The following is an 18,320-nucleotide window of genomic DNA, read 5'->3' as shown; positions in this document are numbered from 1 at the left end:
CTCAACAAAAGCTTACGCTGCTATGCTAGCAAAACCATCGAACCTGCGCCAATAAACCTCTATAATCGCCTCTCTTATGAAAGAGGAGTTACCATGTCAGCTTATATGCCGGCCAGCGAAGTGCTGTTGCGCCACGAGGAAGAGTTCGAACATCGCCATATTATTTTTGCGGGTGACCTGCAGGATATGTTACCGGCACAATTAACCACGGCCTCTACCCGTGTTTTTACACAGCAGTTTCACCATTGGCAAGCGCTAAGCCAGCAACTCGAAGAACGTGCACAATTTGGCCTCTACGCCAACGCAGAACACGTTGCGGGCTGCGATACGTTAATCTATTACTGGCCGAAAAATAAGCCAGAAGCCGCGTTTCAGCTTGCTAACCTTCTTGCCCTTATGCCAGTGGGCAGTGATCTGTTCATTGTTGGCGAAAACCGTAGCGGTGTGCGTAGCGCAGAGAACGTTATCGAACAATACAGCTCGCTGGAGAAGATTGATAGCGCCAGACGCTGCGGTTTATACCATGGACGTCTCGACCACCAGCCTGAATTCGATATCGAGACCTATTATGGTCGCTATCAACTTGACGACCTGACGATCCAAACATTACCAGGCGTATTCAGCCGCGATGGACTGGACAACGGGAGCGCCCTTCTGCTTTCTACCCTCACCGCACACACTAAAGGCAAGGTATTAGATCTTGGATGTGGCTCCGGCGTGTTAGCGGCGAGTTTGAAACAGCACTCACCGAAAGTTCGCCTATGGCTAACTGATGTGAATGCCGCCGCCATCGCCGCAAGTCAAGCAACCCTAGCCATTAATAATATAGAGGGTGAGGTGTTCGCGAGTAACGTTTTCTCTAACGTTCAGGGAAGGTTCGATATGATCCTATCCAACCCTCCGTTCCATGACGGGCTACAAACGAGTTTAGATGCTGCAAATGCTTTAATCAGGGGTGCAGCCAACCACCTGAGTAGTGGCGGTGAACTGCGTATCGTTGCCAACGCCTTTTTACCTTATCCGCAAGTACTCGAAGAGACTTTTGGTCATTACGAAGTGCTAGCTCAAACCGGAAAATTCCGTGTTTACCGTAGTGTCTGGGGACGTAATAAGCGTTAATCTAGATTTAGGCTGTCTAGCGTCTATTCTCTTCGTGTACTCGGGGAGAACAGACGTTTATCGTTAGAGAATTTATTCTCTGTAGTCAAAATAGTGACTGACTATACCTCTTCTCGGCCCAACACCTCCCGACACTTCCAAGCACTCTTCTCTAAAACCTAACAACACATCTCCCGCTGCCTGCTCAATCCGAAAAGACAAAAATAAAATTACACAATCCCTCGCTTTTTAATTAACATTGATAACAATAAAAATACAAATGCAACATTTAGCGAGTCATTACTTACTGTCATTGAGCAATGTCAAAAGGAGCTTTTTATGTCTGATCCTTCTTCTTCGGGGATTAGCCGACGTCGGCTGCTCTCCGCTTCCGCGGCTAGCCTGACCGTAGTGGCGGTCTCCAGTGTACAAGCAACAACTATTACCGGCATTCCTCGGTGGATGCTATTCGACCACAATAACCCAATTATCAACGATGCACCGGGCTTACAATTTTTTACCGCGGACGAAGCCGTTGAAGTCGATGCTATCGTGAGCCAATTAATTCCCGCAGACGAATATTCGTGCAACGGTAAAGACGCGGGATGTACTGTCTTTATCGATCAACAACTTGCCGGCTCTTATGGAGATGCCAGTCGTAACTATATGCAGGCTCCCTTTCAACCCGGTACGGCCGCACAGGGCGATCAATCGCCCCTTACTCCGCGTGAACGATACCGCCTCGGACTCGCTGCCCTTCACGACTATTGCCAACAAAAATATAATAAAAAGTTCAGCCAATTGGCGGGGGAAACACGCAATCAAGTGCTAGAGGCGCTGGAGAAAGGCGAGATCACACTGTCACATATCGATAGTAAGTTTTTTTTTGATCAGGTGCTTTCCAACACGATGGAGGGCTTCTTTGCGGATCCTATCTATGGTGGAAACCGTGACATGATCAGCTGGAAAATGATTGGCTTTCCAGGCGCGCGTTATGACTATCGCGATTATTTAACCAAGACCGATCAAAAATTAGACTTGATCCCCATCTCAATCATGGGCAGTTCAGCCTGGAATACAAAGGTATAAAATGATGATAAAAAAATTACCTGCCACCAATGTCGTGATTGTTGGCCTAGGCTGGGCGGGATCTATCTTGGCAAAGGAACTCTGCGATCAAGGTCTTGAAGTTGTTGGCCTGGAACGTGGGCCATGGCGAGATACGGCCAAAGACTTTAACATCGCCAGTGCCGCGGATGAGTTACGCTATAACGCACGCGAAGAACTGATGCTAAGACCTGCGCAGAATACCTGTACGATGCGTAATACCCCATCGGAAACAGCCTTACCTATGCGTTTTTGGGGATCGTTTCATCCCGGAAATGGTACAGGAGGAGCTGGGAATCACTGGGCAGGTCTAACCTTTCGTTACCAGCCGGCAGACTTTCGGTTAGCGAGTCATCTGCGCGAACGCTATGGTAAAGAAGTAGATCCGGCACTCACTCTTCAAGACTGGGGGCTTGACTGGGAGGAAATAGAGCCCTTCTACGATGCCTTCGAACGTGTCGCAGGGGTATCGGGTAAGGCCGGTAATATTCAAGGAAAGCTTATCCAAGGGGGGAATCCATACGAAGGCCCCCGAACCCGCGATTATCCAAACCCGCCGAATGTACAAACCATTGCGCCGACCTTATTTGCCAAAGCTGCAACAGAAATGGGTTATCAGCCCTTCTATGTTCCCTCTGCCCTCGCTTCACAAAGTTATACTAATCAGTATGGACTGACCATGGGGCCTTGTACCTACTGCGGATTCTGTACGAATTACGGGTGTGCAAATTACTCTAAAGCGAGTGCGATTGTTAACGTTCTTCCTGCCGTCGCGAACATGCCAAATTTCGAGGCACGCACCGACTGTGAGGTTCTCGAGGTTCTCAAAGACAGTACGGGCAAAAAAGCCACGGGCGTGGTGTATATCGATAATAACGGCGAGCGCTATGAGCAACCCGCTGACATTGTGATTGTTGCCGCCTTTACCTTTGAAAATGTCCGTTTGATGCTACTGTCGAAGGTAGGTATCCCTTACGATCCTTTCTCTGGTAAAGGCACAACAGGGAGAAATTACTGCTATCAAACAGCGAATAACGTACGCCTATTTTTCAAAGATCAAATCTTCAACCCCTTCATTGGTGGTGGTGCGATAGGGATGGGAATTGATGAATTTAATAACGATAATTTCGATCATTCTGGACTCGGATTTGTGGGCGGTGGGTCAACGCGTGTGACCCCTATCGGCTCGGCGCCTATCGCCTCTCGTCCCGTTCCACCCGGTACACCTCGGTGGGGATCAGCATGGAAAAAGGCAACGGTTGACCATTACCTCACCACAACGAGTATCGGTTGTGAGGCGAGTAGTTATCCACAACGCATAAACTATTTATCGCTCGATCCAAACTATAACGATCCCCACGGCCGACCTTTACTCCGCATTACTTTCGATTTTCCCGACAACGATATGCGTATGGCGCAATACGTGACCGATAAAGTGGCTGAAATTGCAAAAGTGATGAATCCCGAGCAAATACAGAAGCAACCCCGAAAGGGGCCATGGTCAAATGGCGATTATCAATCCTCACATGTCGTGGGAGGATTTGTTATGGGCAGTGACCCTTCGACCAGTTCTGTAAATAAGTTCTGCCAAGTATGGGATATTCCGAATCTATTTGTGGTGGGAGCCTCCGCTGTTCCAAATAACCCTGGATACAACCCTACTGGTACGGTGGGTGCATTGGCTTTTCGTACCGCTCACTACATCCGCACCCAGTATCTTCAAAAACCAGGGGAGATGATGGTATGAAAAAATTTATTCTCTCCGCCTGTACGTTATTCTTCGTGGCAAGTCTGGCACAGGCAGAAAGCGGCGCCGATTCTTGGGATCTCGTCAGCAAGGGTCGCTATATTGCGCAACTTGGTGACTGCACGGCTTGCCATACTCAACCAGGGCATCCCTTGTTTTCGGGTGGAGTCGCTATTGATACGCCATTCGGCCAACTAATTGGCGCTAATATTACTCCGGATCCAGAAACCGGTATTGGTCGATGGACATTTACCGATTTTCAAAACGCGATGCGTAAAGGCCATCGTCCCGATGGTCAATTACTTTATGGCGCGATGCCGTTTACCGCCTACACCAAAGTGACTCAGGCCGATAATCAAGCGTTGTGGGCTTATCTGCAAACCGTGCAGCCCATCAATAGGGCAATAGACACCAACCAACTGCCATTCCCTTTCCGTCTTCGTAGCGCACTCAATATCTGGAATATGATCAATTTCAAAGAGGGCGAATATAAACCTGATCCAAGACAGTCCGCTGAGTGGAATCGCGGTGCCTATCTGGTTCAGGGGCTCGGCCACTGTGGGACTTGCCATACTCCTAAGAATATTATCGGTGGCGATAAAGGCGAGCATTTTCTTACAGGTAATACCTTAGGTGTCTGGTTTGCTCCTGATATCACGAATAATAGCCATACAGGGATAGGTAAATGGTCACAAAAAGATCTGGTCGAGTACCTTAAAACCGGCGCAAATAATTATGATATTGCGTCAGGGCCAATGGCAGAAGCCGTTGAAAACTCTACACAGTATTGGAAAGATGAAGATTTAAATGCGGCGGCGCTTTATTTAAAATCGCTCAACACTCGCCGCACAGAGCCTACACCCCAACCCATCGCCATGGATAATACACAGATGGTGACTGGCAAAGCTATCTATGCAGACAGGTGTAGTGGTTGCCATGTTCCTCAAGGAGAAGGCGTCGCTCATCTCTTTCCGAAACTGGCTGATTCTCCCCTCATCAATGGCGATCCGGTATCGTTGATTCATGTTGTTCTCGCAGGAAGCCGCGCCGGTGGCACTGTTGCAGCACCGACTCATCCTGCCATGCCGGCATTTGGTTGGAACCTTGACGACCAAAATGTCGCCGATGTCTTAACCTATATCCGTAATAGCTGGGGCAATGCTGCACCTGCTGTGAGTCCAGATGACGTTAAATCACTAAGGAAAACGTTAGAAAAAACCGCTCAATAACAAAATTTGGTTAAGACGTAGCAAACAGCTCCTCCTGTTTTTACTAGCAGGAGGAGCTATCATTAAGCGCATTAACCTTTGTTGTTTATCCCTCTTACCCAGGTATTTAAGTGCGCACAACCTTCGCTAACTTCGTGCAAGAAGACTGAGTAACCGTTAAGCCTCCCCGCTATTTCTTCAATACATTTAGCTAAATTCGTTTATACTTTGCCACCTAATAGTGAAATTAGGCATACGTGTTATAAGGGAGAAAACCGATGAGCCTGCAATCCGTCCGCGAGTTTTTTGCGGAGCATGCCCCCGATATCGAAATTATCGAAATGAACCAAAGTACCGCCACCGTCGATATGGCCGCACGCGCGCATGGTGTTGTACCCGGGCAAATTGCGAAGACCCTCTCACTCAAGATTAAAAATACTATTGTACTCATCGTAATGCGTGGCGATGCACGTTTAGATAATAAAAAACTTAAAGACACCTTCGGAGCTAAAGCCCGAATGTTAACGGTGGATGAAGTGATTATCGCTACGGGACATCCCGTTGGTGGCGTTTGCCCATTCGGACTGGAGAATCCGTTGCAAGTGTATTGCGACCGAAGCTTAGAGGTTTTCGATGAAGTATTACCGGCTGCCGGGGCGATTCATAGCGCCGTGAGACTGTCGCCCCAGCGTATGGCTCAGTTGACAGACGCCAAATGGATTGACGTCTGCCTGTAAACCTACTGGCGCTCAACGCCCTCCGCGCCAGAAATTTTCATCCCTCGAGTTTCGCGCCCAAACGCGGCTAAGATGAAAATCAGTACTGCAACAGAACCTGCGACGATTGCCATCCCTATTCCGTAATTACCGCCATGGGCTGCAGCAATCTTCGATTGTAGGGTCGCATTCACCGAAGCGATAAGATTCCCTAGCTGATAAACAAAGCCAGGTAACACGGCGCGTGCGTTGGCGGGGACAAGTTCAGTTAGCCAGCTTGGAATCACGCCCCAGGCACCCTGCACCATAAATTGCATGAGAAAAGCGCCGACGCCGATCATGACAGAGCCCGTCGCAAACGCCCAGAGGGGTAAGACAGGCAATGCAAGAAAGGCCGCTATCATAATCGCTTTTTTACGGCCAATTTTTTCCGATAGTACACCAAAAAAGACGCCCCCCAACATTGCCGCGATATTATAAAAAATCGCAATAATACTGACGGTATGGGCATCGAACTGATGTTGGACCTTTAGGAAAGTGGGGTAGAGATCTTGCGTGCCGTGACTAAAGAAATTGAAGCAGGCCATCAATAGCACGAGATAACCACAGACACGTAAATTACTTTTAATTATCGGTAGTAAAGCATGACTCTCTTTACGTGCTTTGGATGCCAGCCACACTGGTGACTCTGGAACTTTAAAGTAGATAAAAGGGAGAAGGAAAACGGGTAATGCACCGATCAAAAACATCCCTCGCCATCCTACGTGCTCGTAGAACAGACCGAAGATAATTGAAGCTAAGAGATATCCGCAAGGGTAGCCTGCCTGGAAGATCCCTGACATTAATCCGCGTGATCGATCCGGAATAGTTTCCATGGCTAATGAAGAAGCCACTCCCCATATTCCTCCCATCGCGACACCATAGATCACACGCAGGAGTAAAAAAACGGTAAAAGTCGGCGACCACGCTGAAAGTAACTCGAAGACAGAAAAGAGCGCGACGTTAAACATCAAGATTGGACGCCTGCCATATTTTTCCGCCAAACGACCGAAAATTAGAGCACCGATAGGTCTCACGGCTAGGGTCAACATAATCGCGACAGAAATATCTGTCACTGACGTCTGAAAATACCCGGCTAGATCACTCAATACAAAGACCAAAATAAAAAAATCGAATGCATCAAGCATCCAACTCAAGAAGCTTGCAGTCGCAACATTACGCTGCGTTGACGTCCAACCAAACATAATCCCATCCTAGCCAGTAAAAGAAAAACACACCATCGCCACATCTATCACGATGAGAAACCTTATAATTTTGTTTAACCTTTATAGCACTTTTTAGGGGGAGAAAAAGCGTCGAGTCCATCACAAAAAATTAAATGTAACAATAATCTAGCCGTAGCTATCGGCCTAGGATGTGTAACTAGCGACCTTCAACTGATTAGCATAATTATATAGTGGGCGAGGGAAAACCTAGCGATATCGCTAGAATTTAGAGATTTAAGGTAGGTAAACGATGGCAGTGGCAAGGAAGGTAGGAAATTGATGGGGCCGCCGATACAGCCCCAACCGCCAGCTATCGATAGATGATCTCGCCGGAGAACATACGCAGAATCTTACCTTCTGCATCGGTAATCAGCACATAACTGCCGCCGAAATAGGTCCAGTGGCTGCCCGCACTTGGCGCAGGTAACTTACGCAGCTGCCATTTGCTAATCGTGTATTGAGCCGTGCGGTACATATCAGGTACGACATCTCCTGCTTGATACTGCCTAAAGTCACCGGTGAAGCTTGCTAACTCCAGCGGATCGTTGAATTTTTTTGCTTCGGGCTCAGCGGGTTTAGCAGGAGCGGGCTGCTCAACCGCGGGTTGCTGTACATCAGGTTGTGCCGCCGGCTGATTAACCGTGGTTTCACTCTGGTCATTATCGTGATGATCAGCACAACTTACCGTTAGAAAAGAAACCGTTAGCCCCACCAATAACGCCTTCGTGGTGGAAGACAATGAATTAAGCATACTTACTCCTGAGGACCTAAAAACCGTACAACAACGGACGTGATGGTTAAGGCCTTTATCATAGCATTAGTTAGGAATTTCACGATCAGTTATTGCTGAAACGCCCTGCTCTAATGGAGTTTTTGGCGGGCATATAAATAAAAAGAGCGCGACAATGCGCGCTCTTATCAGACAGAATACTCAGCTCAATCAATTATTACGTGCGAGTACCGATGAGGAGACTTTACGGTTTTGTCTACGATGAACGATACACCCCGCCGCAATCACCACTAGGGTTAATCCCCCTGTTGCCATAACCTCTGATTGATGGCCGGGGATAAACAACATACTCCCTAGAATTCCAATAATTACGGCGATAATCGCGTAGGTAAGCCCTGGAAATAGCCACATCTTATAGTCCAGCACTTTCCCCTTTGCCTCACAACGGCGGCGCATAACCAACTGTGAGAAAGCGATGACTAAGTAGACCAGTAGCGCTATAGCCCCCGAACTTGCGAGCAAGAAATCAAAGACCGCAGCAGGCGCTAGGTAGTTAGCGATAACGGCCAGAAATGCGACTGACGTTGAGAAGATAACGGCCATATACGGCGTACCCTTCGTATTCGTCCTCGCGATTACCGCGGGTGCGTCCTTACGCTTGGCTAAAGAAAATAGCATGCGCGATGAGGTATACAACGCAGAATTAAGACAACTACATACCGCTGTTAAGACAATGACATCGACGATTAAGCGAGCATGGGGGATACCCATCATCTCAAGTACTGTTTGGTAAGAACCTTTCGCTGCTAAATCAGGTGCATTCCAAGGAACCAGTGCAACAATAAAGAAAATGGATAGCAGATAGAACAAGGCAATACGCCATATGACTGAGTTAGTCGCGCGGGAAATCTCTTTACCCGGATTACGAGACTCGGCCGCAGCAATCGTGACGATTTCAGTTCCCATAAAGGAGAACATGGTTGTCAAAACGGCAGAGAGAACCGCGCCAATACCATGCGGCATAAACCCGCCTCGGTCATAAAGATGGCTAACACCACTGACTTGGCTCGTAGGCAGAAGGCCAAAAATCGCTGCAGCCGCAAGCGCAAGAAATGCAATGATTGCACAGACTTTGATTAAGGCTAACCAGAACTCAAACTCGCCGTAGTTCTTCACACTAAAGAGGTTAGTGACCGTCAAAATAAGAGTAATAAATAATGTGAATTGCCATATCGCGATGTCTGGGACCCACGCATTGAGGATAGTTGCTGCCGCGTTCGCTTCCAGCGGGATCACGAGTACCCAGAACCACCAATATAGCCAACCAATAGTGAATCCTGCCCAGCGCCCTAAGGCTTGCGATGCATAAGTAGAAAATGAGCCGGAATCAGGCGTGTTAACCGCCATTTCCGCCAACATCCGCATGATAAATACGACCAATGCCCCGGCAATCATATAAGCGATAAGTACCGCAGGCCCTGCCGCTGCAATAGCGTGCCCGGACCCGACAAATAAGCCAGCGCCGATCACGCCGCCAATGGATAACATACGAATATGACGGGACTTAAGCCCTTGAGAGAGGTTGTCACGACTAGCTGGTAATTCATTCATACTTATTCCCCGAGGCGGGACAGGAGTAACCTGCCCCACCACATACTAACTAATGTTCAAGGCCACCTTAAGGATAGCCCGGTGAATTAAGTGGCATGCTGCGTCAACGCTTCACGTAAGATCGTAATGCCCTGACGGAATTGGTCAGTGGGAATGGTTAACGGATAAAGAAAACGTATCACATTACCCTTTTGACCACAGGTTAACAGCAGTAAACCTCGTGCCATCGCGGTATCCTGAACAGCTTTAGCGATGCTCGCATCCTTAAGCTCTACCGCAATCATGGATCCTAACCCTCTAATGTGTTCGATCGCTGAGCACTGTGAAGAGAGTTGCTCTAATTCCTTTACTAACTCATTTCCCAGTGTGTTGGCTTTCGCACAGAGGTCTTCTTCATCGATAATATCCAGTACCGTGTTTGCCGCGGCGATGGCGAGAGGATTCCCTGCATAAGTCCCCCCCAGTCCGCCTGGGTTCGGCGCATCCATGATGTCTGCTCGACCACTCACTGCCGACAGTGGATAACCCCCTGCCAAGCTTTTCGCCATGGTGAGGATGTCAGCTTTAACGCTGAAGTGTTCCATTGCAAGAAGCTTGCCAGTTCTTGCAAAGCCGCTTTGTACTTCATCGGCGATCAGCAAAATACCATGCTGGTCGGCGATATCGCGCAATGCCTGCATAAACTCCGCAGGGACAACTCGAAAACCCCCTTCCCCTTGTACCGGTTCGATCACCATCGCTGCCACGTTGTGCGGCGCGATGTCACAAGCAAAAATATCATGCAGGCTTTCTAACGCTTGCTCGCAATTAACCTTTTTTCCATCAGGAAAGCGGGCGTGGAACACCGAGGGGACCATCGGTCCAAAATCTTGCTTATAAGGTGCAACCTTACCAGTCATCGCCATCGTCATCATCGTACGGCCATGAAACGACCCGGTAAAAGTGATCACCCCGTGACGACCGGTTGCACTCCGCGCAATTTTCACGGCATTTTCTAGCGCTTCCGCGCCGGTTGAGAAGAATGCCGTCTTCGCGGCCCCCTCGACAGGCACACGCTGATTGATTCGTTCAGCTAAAGTAATATAACTTTCGTAAGGAACGATCTGAAACGCAGTATGCGTAAATTTCTGAAGTTGTTCCGTGACCGCCTGCGTAATTTTTGGATGTCGATGGCCGGTATTTAGAACGGCAATACCTCCCGCAAAATCGATGAACTCCCGCCCATCAGTGCTCCAAATTGTGGCATTCTCTGCACGATCGACGAACCAATCACACATTACTGCACTACCACGGGGCAAAGCTTGGGCTTTACGTTGATTAAGACTCTCGTTAGTTGCGCTCATCTCTTCCTACCAATAACAATTAAAAACATTAGACTTAATTGTTTATCCTTGATACAGATCGATTGCGAGAGCCATTTATTATTAAAAAGAAGGTGCCAATTGCGATCCCTCTACGCCGATCACTTACTGGCTAGGTTACAAGAAAATCCTCACGGCAAGCTGCACCAACGATTATTGCTGGTATTACAGCAAGCAATAACCGAGGGGATTTTTCCCGCTGAGACTCGGTTGCCTGCTAGCAGAGATCTCGCTAAAGAACTTAACGTCTCAAGAAATACCGTGCTCAATGCTTATGAGGCCTTATTATCCGAAGGCTATGTCACTGCTCGTACCGGAAGTGGCACCTGGGTTGCCAACATGCTACCTGAATTTTCACCCGCGCCGGTGCAACCGTCGTCGAAGGACGTTCCGCGGGCGCTACCCGCCCATAGCCTTTCGACGCGAGGGGCGGAGTTATTGGGCTATGCTAATGCCTCACCTTATCAATGGGGAGCCTTTGTTCCTGGCGCTCCGGATGTGACCGCCTTTCCCCACGCGTTATTACGTAAAATCGAAGATCGTCTCCAGAAATCACCGGACATTGAACAACTTATTTACAGCAATGGCGGCGGCTGTGCTCAGTTACGCCAAGCATTAAGCGAATATCTGCGAGTAACCCGGTCGGTTAATGCTGAGGTAGAGCAAATTATTATTACAGAAGGGATCCATCAGACGGTCGATCTCGTCGCCAAGGTGCTCGCCGATGTTAACGATACGGTATGGGTAGAGGACCCTGGATACTGGGGGACGCGCAATATCTTGCGTTGTAATGGATTGCGCCTCCACGCTTTGCCCGTGGATGCAGAAGGAATAATTCCAGACGTGAGCGCTGCGCCGCCACCTAAAATGGTCTTCGTAACGCCCTCACACCAGTATCCCCTAGGGGGATTAATGTCGCTGTCTCGACGCCAGCAGCTATTAGAAATGGCACGTCGCCAGCGTTTCTGGATTATTGAGGACGACTACGATAGCGAGTTTCGTTTCTCTCAACCGCCGCATCCAGCCTTACAGGGTCTAGAGGATAATGCCCCCGTTCTCTATATGGGAACATTTAGTAAAACGTTATATCCCGCCTTGAGGATGGGCTACCTCGTCGTACCTAAAAGCTTGAGTCATCCATTGCGTACCGCGGCGGCTGAGCTCTATCGAGGCGGGCATTTGATTAAGCAGCGTGCCATCGCCGAATTTATCCGCGGGGGCCATTTTGCGGCGCATATTCGGCGGATGCGGCTTCTGTACCATCAACGCCGACAATTTTTATTGAGCCTGATCTTGCGCTATTTAGGCAATGATTTCTTGCCCCGCTATAGTCATGATGCTGGCTTACATTTGGTGTTATCACTCCCAGACGGCTGTGATGATGTGGCAATCGCAACACGCGCTCTCCATAAAGGTGTGGTCGTTCGGGCGCTATCTCAATACTATCTCAGCGCTCAGCAAGAACGAGGACTACTACTTGGCTACGCATGCATCGACGAGCCTAAGCTCTTTGCGGCATTTATGGTACTAAGGGAGTGTCTACGGCAGGAAGGTATTATTGGCTGTTAAGTTGAGGGCAGCGTTAACAATGCTGCCCTCGTCGTAGACTAGCGGCGGTCTACCCACACGGTTTGAATATTACAGAACTCGTGTAGACCGAAGTGATTAAGTTCGCGCCCATAACCACTCTTTTTCACTCCGCCAATCGTAACGCGCGGGTCAGATGCGCCATAACCGTTAACGAATACTGCGCCCGTCTCGAGTTCACGCGTAAGGGTGTCAGCAATCTCTGAATCCGCCGTCCAAACCGTTGCCGCTAAGCCAAACTCACTATTATTGGCAAGCGCTAAGGCGTGTTGTGCATCACGAGCGACAGTCAACGTCGCCACCGGGCCAAATACCTCTTCACGGAAGGCCGTCATCGTCTCGCTGACGTCGGCAAGGATTGTCGGTGCATAATAGTTACCTTCTCCCACTATTTTTTCCCCCCCGCACACCAAACGAGCGCCTTCTGCTAAGGTCTTTTCAACTTGAGCATGTAATTCATCGCGTAGGTCGTAACGCGCCATAGGGCCTAAATAGGTCTGTTCGAGCGTTGGATCGCCCAAGGATAGCTCAGCCACCGCTTGCGTAAATTTCTGTTCAAATTGTGGTGCAATGCTCTCCTCAATAATGAACCGCTTGGCCGCCATACAGACTTGTCCTGTATTTTGATAACGCCCAATTACGGCAGCCTTTACCGCCTCATCCAAGTCAGCGTCGGCCAAGACGATGAACGGATCGGATCCCCCTAACTCCAGCACGGTTTTCTTCAACGCTGCACCGGCTTGCGCCGCGATCGCCGAACCGGCACGTACGCTACCCGTGACCGCTACGGCGGCAATCCGCGGATCAGCAATCAGCGCCGAGACGCCCTCATTATCGATATTGATAACGTCAAAAATTCCGGCGGGCGCATCAAGCTTATCGAAGATATCTTTCATCAAGAATGCGCATCCCATAACGTTCGGAGCATGCTTAAGTAAGTAGGTATTACCGGCGAGAAGCATGCCTGCTGCACCACGTAGTATTTGCCAGTAAGGGAAGTTCCACGGCATCACCGCTAAAATCGTCCCTAGCGGCCTAAATTCTTGCCACGCCTTATTATTGTCAACTTGAGTCGGCTGTGGAGCTAAGACCGCCGGGCCGTGTTCAGCATACCATTCACAAACCTGCGCGCATTTGTTGACCTCAGCGCGAGATTGGCTAATCGGTTTACCCATCTCACGAGTAGCCATCGCCGCCAGCTCTTCATTACGTTCGCGTAATGCCGCAGCTAACTGCAGTAGCACCTGACGCCGTTGTGGTAATGCAGTCTCACGCCAGCTTTTCTGTGCCACGGCGGTGCGGCGCATAATCGCCTCTCGCTCATCTTGGCTGATAAACGGATACTCTTTGATTAGCTGACCATTAGCGGGATTACGAGAATGTGGGTGTGACATAGCGACCTCATTACTTAGTAAATTACGTTGATAACAACCTTAATCGTTTCGTGCCACCAATAAAAGTGAATAGTTAAGACGAAGTTATTCTCTTTAAAGGAATACTAACAGCACATTGATAAGTTAAAACGAAAGAGGGTTGGACAATGCCAACCCTCTTTCCGGTTTTTACAAGTTAGGGAAGTTAATATGATTTCCCGGTGCTTCACGATGCAGGTGGATAAAGTTTAGGTGGCGCTCATAGTGGTCTAGCATATCAATGATCACCTGCTCCTTGCTGTAGCCGATGAGGTCATTGCCTTGGCTACCTTCAACGAGGAACGTTTCTAAACGATAATAGGTCGATTTACCGCTTCTCGCCCGGTAGGTAAAGCCTGGAATCGCATATTTCTGCGGCCAAATCTCGTACAAGAAATTTTGTTCCTCCCCGAGATGTACCATAAGAGAAAGATGGCCCAAGCCGCCTTCTTCTTCTGGTGGCAGGCGTTGCAGTTCTACATTCGCTCCTCTTACCTCAAGCTCTTTAGCCACATCCTGCATGGCAGGGTAACAGACGGTATCCATCATCTGCTCGGTGTAACGACTGCCTGGATAAGTCATCAGACGTGTTAGGCGTTTTTTCCAAGATAGCCGATCGTTGGCATTGGCCAAATAGGGAGCGGTATCTCTGTTGGCGCTAGCGCGGCGATAGTCTTCTACACGTAGTGATTTAAATAGACCTGCCATCACAAAGAAAATCACGAAACTAAAAGGTAACCCCATGATCACGGTGGCATTCTGTAAGGCAGAGATACCGTTCGTCATTAACATCCCTAATGTCAGTACGCCAATGGTCACTGACCAGAAAATACGTACCCAGTTAGGCGAATCGGAGTTGATATCCTTCAAACGAGTCGTGAAGTTTCCTAATACTAATGAGCCGGAGTCAGCAGAAGTCACATAAAATAATAAGCCCGTGATAGTGGCGACTGAGGCGCTCAATGTGAAGCCAGGATAGTGCGCTAACAGGCTGTAGAACCCTCTTTCTGGATGAACAAGGACTTCCTGTGCGAACGCATGATCGCCATGGATAATTTCATACAGTGAGGCATTTCCGAACACCGATAACCAAAGTAAGGTGAAGGTAAACGGAATGATTAACGTACCGAGTACGAATTCACGGATCGTCCGTCCACGACTGATACGCGCTAAGAACAGTCCAACGAACGGTGACCACGCAACCCACCATGCCCAGAAAAATAGTGTCCAGTTATTCATCCACTGTGTAGGGCGGTTAAAGGCAAAGGTGTCGAGCGCCATGCCCATAAAGCGGTTTACATAGTCGCCAATATTCAACACGATAGCGTTGAGAAGGAAGCTAGTATTACCGACGCATAATACGAAAATAATTAATCCCAGTGCTAACAGGACGTTAAGCTCAGACAGTAGCCTAATCCCCTTGTCCACCCCTGAGGTCACCGAGATCGTTGCAATCACGACAGAGAGAACGATCAGCGCAGCTTTCGCCGCTAAGCTATCGGGAACATGGAACAGCACACTTAACCCGTAGTTAAGCTGTACAACACCGATACCAAGCGTAGTGGCAATCCCGAAGATGGTACCAATGACCGCTGCGATATCGACGGTGTGCCCAATCGCCCCATTTACTCGCTTACCGAAGATAGGATAGAGGGCAGAGCGGATGGTAAGTGGCAAGTTATAACGATAGCTAAAGTAGCCCAATGCGATCCCCATCAGGGCATACATAGACCAGCCCGTGATGCCGTAGTGGAACAGGGTCCACACCATCGCCTGACGAGCGGCTTCTATCGTACCCCCCTCGCCTTGCGGGGGCTGCATGTACTGCGTTACCGGCTCCGCGACCGAGAAAAACATCAGATCGATACCGATACCGGCCGCAAAAAGCATCGCCGCCCAACTTGAAAGGCTAAACTCCGGCTTAGATTGCTCTGGCCCTAGTTTTATAGAGCCGTAGCGCGATGCCGCAATGTAGAGGACGAAGACCATATAGAGGACGGCCGCTAGCATGTAGTACCAGCCAAAAGTCGCCGATACCCAATTGACCGCTTCCAGTATCCATGCCGCAGAGAGGTCGCTATAGAGAATAGTGGTTAACGCAAATAATAAAATCAGTCCGGCTGAAGTATAAAAAACAACCGGATTAATTTTATTATTTCCGGTAGCAGGTGGTGTTGTCATTCTTTACCTCAATCCTGTTTCTAAGGGTAAACAAAAATGCATAGGCCTATACGTTGATCGACTAAGTATTGCATCGATTAGCATTTTTAACAGGCCTACTCCTTTTTTATCTGCCCCAGCATAACAATTAATTTTTTTATATTGAACAATCAATCAAAAAAAGTTTTAATAAGTGAGATTTAATTATTCAGGAGTTACGGTGATGCCTAAGGTAGGTATGCAACCCATTCGTCAACGGCAATTAATCGATGCCACCCTCGTGACAATCAATGAGGTAGGGTTGCACTACGCGACTATTTCGCAGATTGCAAAACGAGCTGGCGTCTCAACGGGCATCATCAGCCACTACTTCGGTGATAAAAATGGGCTACTTGAAGCCACGATGCGCGATATTACGTCTAAACTTCAACTAGCAATTCTAGGAAGATTGAAAACGCTGAGTCAGGCGGGTGCCGAAGAACGACTAAGCGCTATCGTCGATGCAAACTTTGACGAAACGCAAGTACATCCAGCTGTCGCGAAGGCGTGGTTAGACTTTTGGGCGAGCAGCCTGCATCAACCTGGATTGCACCGTTTGCAAAAAATTAGTAGCCGTCGGTTATATTCAACCCTCACGGCAGAGTTTCATAAAGTATTGGATAGAGAGCCTGCCCGCGTGGCGGGCTATGGGTTAGCCGCACTGATCGATGGATTATGGTTACGTGCAGCACTGAGCGGCAGCCCTTTTGATCCACAAACGATTAAAACAATTACTCGACAATTTATTCGTCAACACTTGGCGAGTATTCACTCTTAAAGACGGAGAATAACGATGTCCCAATTCGCTGAACAGTTACTGTATATCGATGGTGCCTACGTCCCTGCACAGAGCGGTTCCACGTTTGAGACGGTTAACCCTGCCACTGGTGAAGTGTTAGCTAAGGTCCACGCTGCGGGTGAAGCCGATGTGGATAAAGCAGTAGCCGCCGCACGTAAAGGCCAAAAGATCTGGGCAGCCAAGACAGCAATGGAGCGTTCGCGCATCCTACGCAAGGCTGTCGATATTCTGCGTGAGCGCAACGATGAGCTCGCCGCGCTTGAAACTCTCGATACGGGTAAACCATTTAGTGAAACGTCCGCCGTCGATATCGTGACCGGGGCTGACGTCCTGGAGTACTACGCAGGCTTAATTCCCGCCATCGAAGGCCAACAGATCCCACTGCGTGACACCTCTTTCGTGTATACGCGTCGTGAACCTCTGGGCGTTGTCGCAGGGATTGGTGCGTGGAACTACCCAATCCAAATCGCGTTATGGAAATCCGCACCGGCTTTAGCCGCAGGAAACGCGATGATTTTCAAGCCTAGTGAAGTGACGCCACTGACTGCATTAAAGCTAGCAGAGATCTACAGCGAGGCAGGTGTGCCTAACGGAGTATTTAACGTACTACCCGGCCTTGGGGCACAAACCGGTCAAGCGCTGACCGAACACCCAGGTATCGATAAAGTCTCCTTTACTGGCGGTGTGGTCAGCGGACGTAAAGTGATGGCTAACGCCGCTGGATCCACGTTAAAAGATGTCACGATGGAACTTGGTGGTAAGTCACCACTGATCATCTGTGATGATGCCGATCTCGATCTTGCCGCAGATATCGCGATGATGGCGAATTTCTATAGTTCTGGCCAAGTGTGTACCAACGGTACCCGCGTATTTATCCCTGCGCAGCATAAAGCGGAATTCGAACAGAAAATCCTCGCGCGTATTCAGAATATCCGTGCAGGCGACGTGAACGACGCAAATACGAATTTCGGTCCCTTAGTCAGTTTTGCCCATCGTGATAACGTGATGCGTTTTATCGAATCCGGTATCAACAGCGGCGCAACGCTACTGACGGGTGGCAAACGTATGACCGGTAATAGCTTCGATAGTGGCGCGTGGGTAGAACCTACCGTATTTACCGATTGCCACGACGAGATGGAGATCGTGAAAGAAGAGATCTTTGGTCCAGTGATGTCGATCTTGGCTTATACCGACGAAGCGGAAGTCGTTCGTCGCGCGAATAATACTAACTTTGGCCTAGCAGCCGGTGTGGTGACACAGGAATTAAACCGTGCACACCGCATCATTCACCAGCTGGAAGCCGGAATTTGTTGGATTAATACTTGGGGTGAATCCGCAGCAGAAATGCCTGTCGGCGGGTACAAACACTCTGGCGTCGGCCGCGAAAATGGATTGGTGACTCTTGAGCACTACACCCAAATCAAATCGGTACAAGTTGAACTGGAACGTTTCCAGTCAGTATTTTAATCCACAGAATTGA

At 49.0% G+C, this 18,320-nt stretch carries 14 protein-coding genes; 8 read left to right on the top strand and 6 right to left on the bottom strand.

The genetic code is table 11. The features are described from left to right. The first annotated feature begins 93 nt into the window (after positions 1–93). From rsmC to HGT70_RS01765, 5 genes are all read left to right on the top strand, one after another. Positions 94–1,119: a 16S rRNA (guanine(1207)-N(2))-methyltransferase RsmC gene (rsmC, locus tag HGT70_RS01785; RefSeq protein ID WP_071434021.1), complete on the top strand. Its 1,026-nt coding sequence runs from the start codon at positions 94–96 to the stop codon at positions 1,117–1,119. A gap of 318 nt (positions 1,120–1,437) precedes the next feature. Continuing rightward, the gene (locus HGT70_RS01780; RefSeq protein ID WP_214194736.1) at positions 1,438–2,187 is read left to right on the top strand and encodes a gluconate 2-dehydrogenase subunit 3 family protein; all 750 of its coding nucleotides are present in this window, start codon (positions 1,438–1,440) and stop codon (positions 2,185–2,187) included. 4 nt (positions 2,188–2,191) lie between these two features. Beyond that, on the top strand, positions 2,192–3,952 hold the full coding sequence (locus tag HGT70_RS01775) for a GMC family oxidoreductase (protein ID WP_214194814.1): 1,761 nt from the start codon (positions 2,192–2,194) through the stop codon (positions 3,950–3,952). Continuing rightward, on the top strand, positions 3,949–5,181 hold the full coding sequence (locus tag HGT70_RS01770) for a c-type cytochrome (protein WP_214194735.1): 1,233 nt from the start codon (positions 3,949–3,951) through the stop codon (positions 5,179–5,181). The genes HGT70_RS01775 and HGT70_RS01770 overlap by 4 nt, the downstream gene beginning before the upstream one ends. 257 nt (positions 5,182–5,438) lie before the next feature. After that, positions 5,439–5,897, top strand: a complete 459-nt coding sequence (locus tag HGT70_RS01765; protein WP_071434015.1) for a YbaK/EbsC family protein — start codon at positions 5,439–5,441, stop codon at positions 5,895–5,897. 2 nt (positions 5,898–5,899) lie between these two features. Here HGT70_RS01765 and HGT70_RS01760 read toward each other — a convergent pair whose 3' ends face one another. From HGT70_RS01760 to gabT, 4 genes are all read right to left on the bottom strand, one after another. After that, positions 5,900–7,120 (bottom strand): MFS transporter, encoded by a 1,221-nt coding sequence (locus tag HGT70_RS01760; protein WP_214194734.1) that lies wholly within the window; start codon positions 7,118–7,120, stop codon positions 5,900–5,902. A 331-nt stretch (positions 7,121–7,451) separates the two neighbouring features. Next, complete coding sequence (locus HGT70_RS16810; RefSeq protein WP_157725225.1) at positions 7,452–7,892, bottom strand: RcnB family protein; 441 nt, start codon at positions 7,890–7,892, stop codon at positions 7,452–7,454. Positions 7,893–8,081: 189 nt separating this feature from the next. Further along, the gene (gene gabP / locus HGT70_RS01750) at positions 8,082–9,482 is read right to left on the bottom strand and encodes a GABA permease (RefSeq protein WP_214194733.1); all 1,401 of its coding nucleotides are present in this window, start codon (positions 9,480–9,482) and stop codon (positions 8,082–8,084) included. Positions 9,483–9,568: 86 nt separating this feature from the next. Next, complete coding sequence (gene gabT / locus HGT70_RS01745) at positions 9,569–10,825, bottom strand: 4-aminobutyrate--2-oxoglutarate transaminase (RefSeq protein WP_071434008.1); 1,257 nt, start codon at positions 10,823–10,825, stop codon at positions 9,569–9,571. 99 nt (positions 10,826–10,924) lie between these two features. On the opposite strand from gabT, the gene pdxR reads away from it, so the two are divergent. Then, positions 10,925–12,412, top strand: a complete 1,488-nt coding sequence (pdxR, locus tag HGT70_RS01740) for a MocR-like pyridoxine biosynthesis transcription factor PdxR (protein WP_214194732.1) — start codon at positions 10,925–10,927, stop codon at positions 12,410–12,412. A gap of 38 nt (positions 12,413–12,450) precedes the next feature. Here the strand turns inward: pdxR and HGT70_RS01735 are convergent, their stop codons facing one another. Both HGT70_RS01735 and HGT70_RS01730 read right to left on the bottom strand, forming a co-directional pair. Further along, positions 12,451–13,824, bottom strand: coding sequence for an aldehyde dehydrogenase family protein (locus tag HGT70_RS01735; protein WP_214194731.1), 1,374 nt, complete (start codon positions 13,822–13,824; stop codon positions 12,451–12,453). A gap of 168 nt (positions 13,825–13,992) precedes the next feature. After that, positions 13,993–16,023 (bottom strand): choline transporter, encoded by a 2,031-nt coding sequence (locus HGT70_RS01730; RefSeq protein WP_071434002.1) that lies wholly within the window; start codon positions 16,021–16,023, stop codon positions 13,993–13,995. Positions 16,024–16,225: 202 nt separating this feature from the next. Here HGT70_RS01730 and betI point away from each other — a divergent pair, with 202 nt between their 5' ends. Then, positions 16,226–16,819: a transcriptional regulator BetI gene (gene betI / locus HGT70_RS01725; RefSeq protein WP_071434000.1), complete on the top strand. Its 594-nt coding sequence runs from the start codon at positions 16,226–16,228 to the stop codon at positions 16,817–16,819. A 15-nt stretch (positions 16,820–16,834) separates the two neighbouring features. Further along, positions 16,835–18,307 (top strand): betaine-aldehyde dehydrogenase, encoded by a 1,473-nt coding sequence (gene betB / locus HGT70_RS01720; protein ID WP_071433998.1) that lies wholly within the window; start codon positions 16,835–16,837, stop codon positions 18,305–18,307. The last annotated feature ends 13 nt before the right edge of the window (positions 18,308–18,320 follow it).

It is taken from the genome of Rosenbergiella collisarenosi (assembly GCF_018494085.1).
Lineage (GTDB): Bacteria > Pseudomonadota > Gammaproteobacteria > Enterobacterales > Enterobacteriaceae > Rosenbergiella > Rosenbergiella collisarenosi.
Note: the sequence above shows the minus strand (reverse complement) of the source record. Positions and strands in the feature narration are given on the sequence as shown.

Coding starts and splice junctions, on each gene's coding strand:
- rsmC (WP_071434021.1), top strand. CDS start 94: ATGTCAGCTTATATGCCGGCCAGCGAAGTGCTGTTGCGCCACGAGGAA.
- HGT70_RS01780 (WP_214194736.1), top strand. CDS start 1,438: ATGTCTGATCCTTCTTCTTCGGGGATTAGCCGACGTCGGCTGCTCTCC.
- HGT70_RS01775 (WP_214194814.1), top strand. CDS start 2,192: ATGATAAAAAAATTACCTGCCACCAATGTCGTGATTGTTGGCCTAGGC.
- HGT70_RS01770 (WP_214194735.1), top strand. CDS start 3,949: ATGAAAAAATTTATTCTCTCCGCCTGTACGTTATTCTTCGTGGCAAGT.
- HGT70_RS01765 (WP_071434015.1), top strand. CDS start 5,439: ATGAGCCTGCAATCCGTCCGCGAGTTTTTTGCGGAGCATGCCCCCGAT.
- HGT70_RS01760 (WP_214194734.1), bottom strand. CDS start 7,120: ATGTTTGGTTGGACGTCAACGCAGCGTAATGTTGCGACTGCAAGCTTC.
- HGT70_RS16810 (WP_157725225.1), bottom strand. CDS start 7,892: ATGCTTAATTCATTGTCTTCCACCACGAAGGCGTTATTGGTGGGGCTA.
- gabP (WP_214194733.1), bottom strand. CDS start 9,482: ATGAATGAATTACCAGCTAGTCGTGACAACCTCTCTCAAGGGCTTAAG.
- gabT (WP_071434008.1), bottom strand. CDS start 10,825: ATGAGCGCAACTAACGAGAGTCTTAATCAACGTAAAGCCCAAGCTTTG.
- HGT70_RS01735 (WP_214194731.1), bottom strand. CDS start 13,824: ATGTCACACCCACATTCTCGTAATCCCGCTAATGGTCAGCTAATCAAA.
- HGT70_RS01730 (WP_071434002.1), bottom strand. CDS start 16,023: ATGACAACACCACCTGCTACCGGAAATAATAAAATTAATCCGGTTGTT.
- betI (WP_071434000.1), top strand. CDS start 16,226: ATGCCTAAGGTAGGTATGCAACCCATTCGTCAACGGCAATTAATCGAT.
- betB (WP_071433998.1), top strand. CDS start 16,835: ATGTCCCAATTCGCTGAACAGTTACTGTATATCGATGGTGCCTACGTC.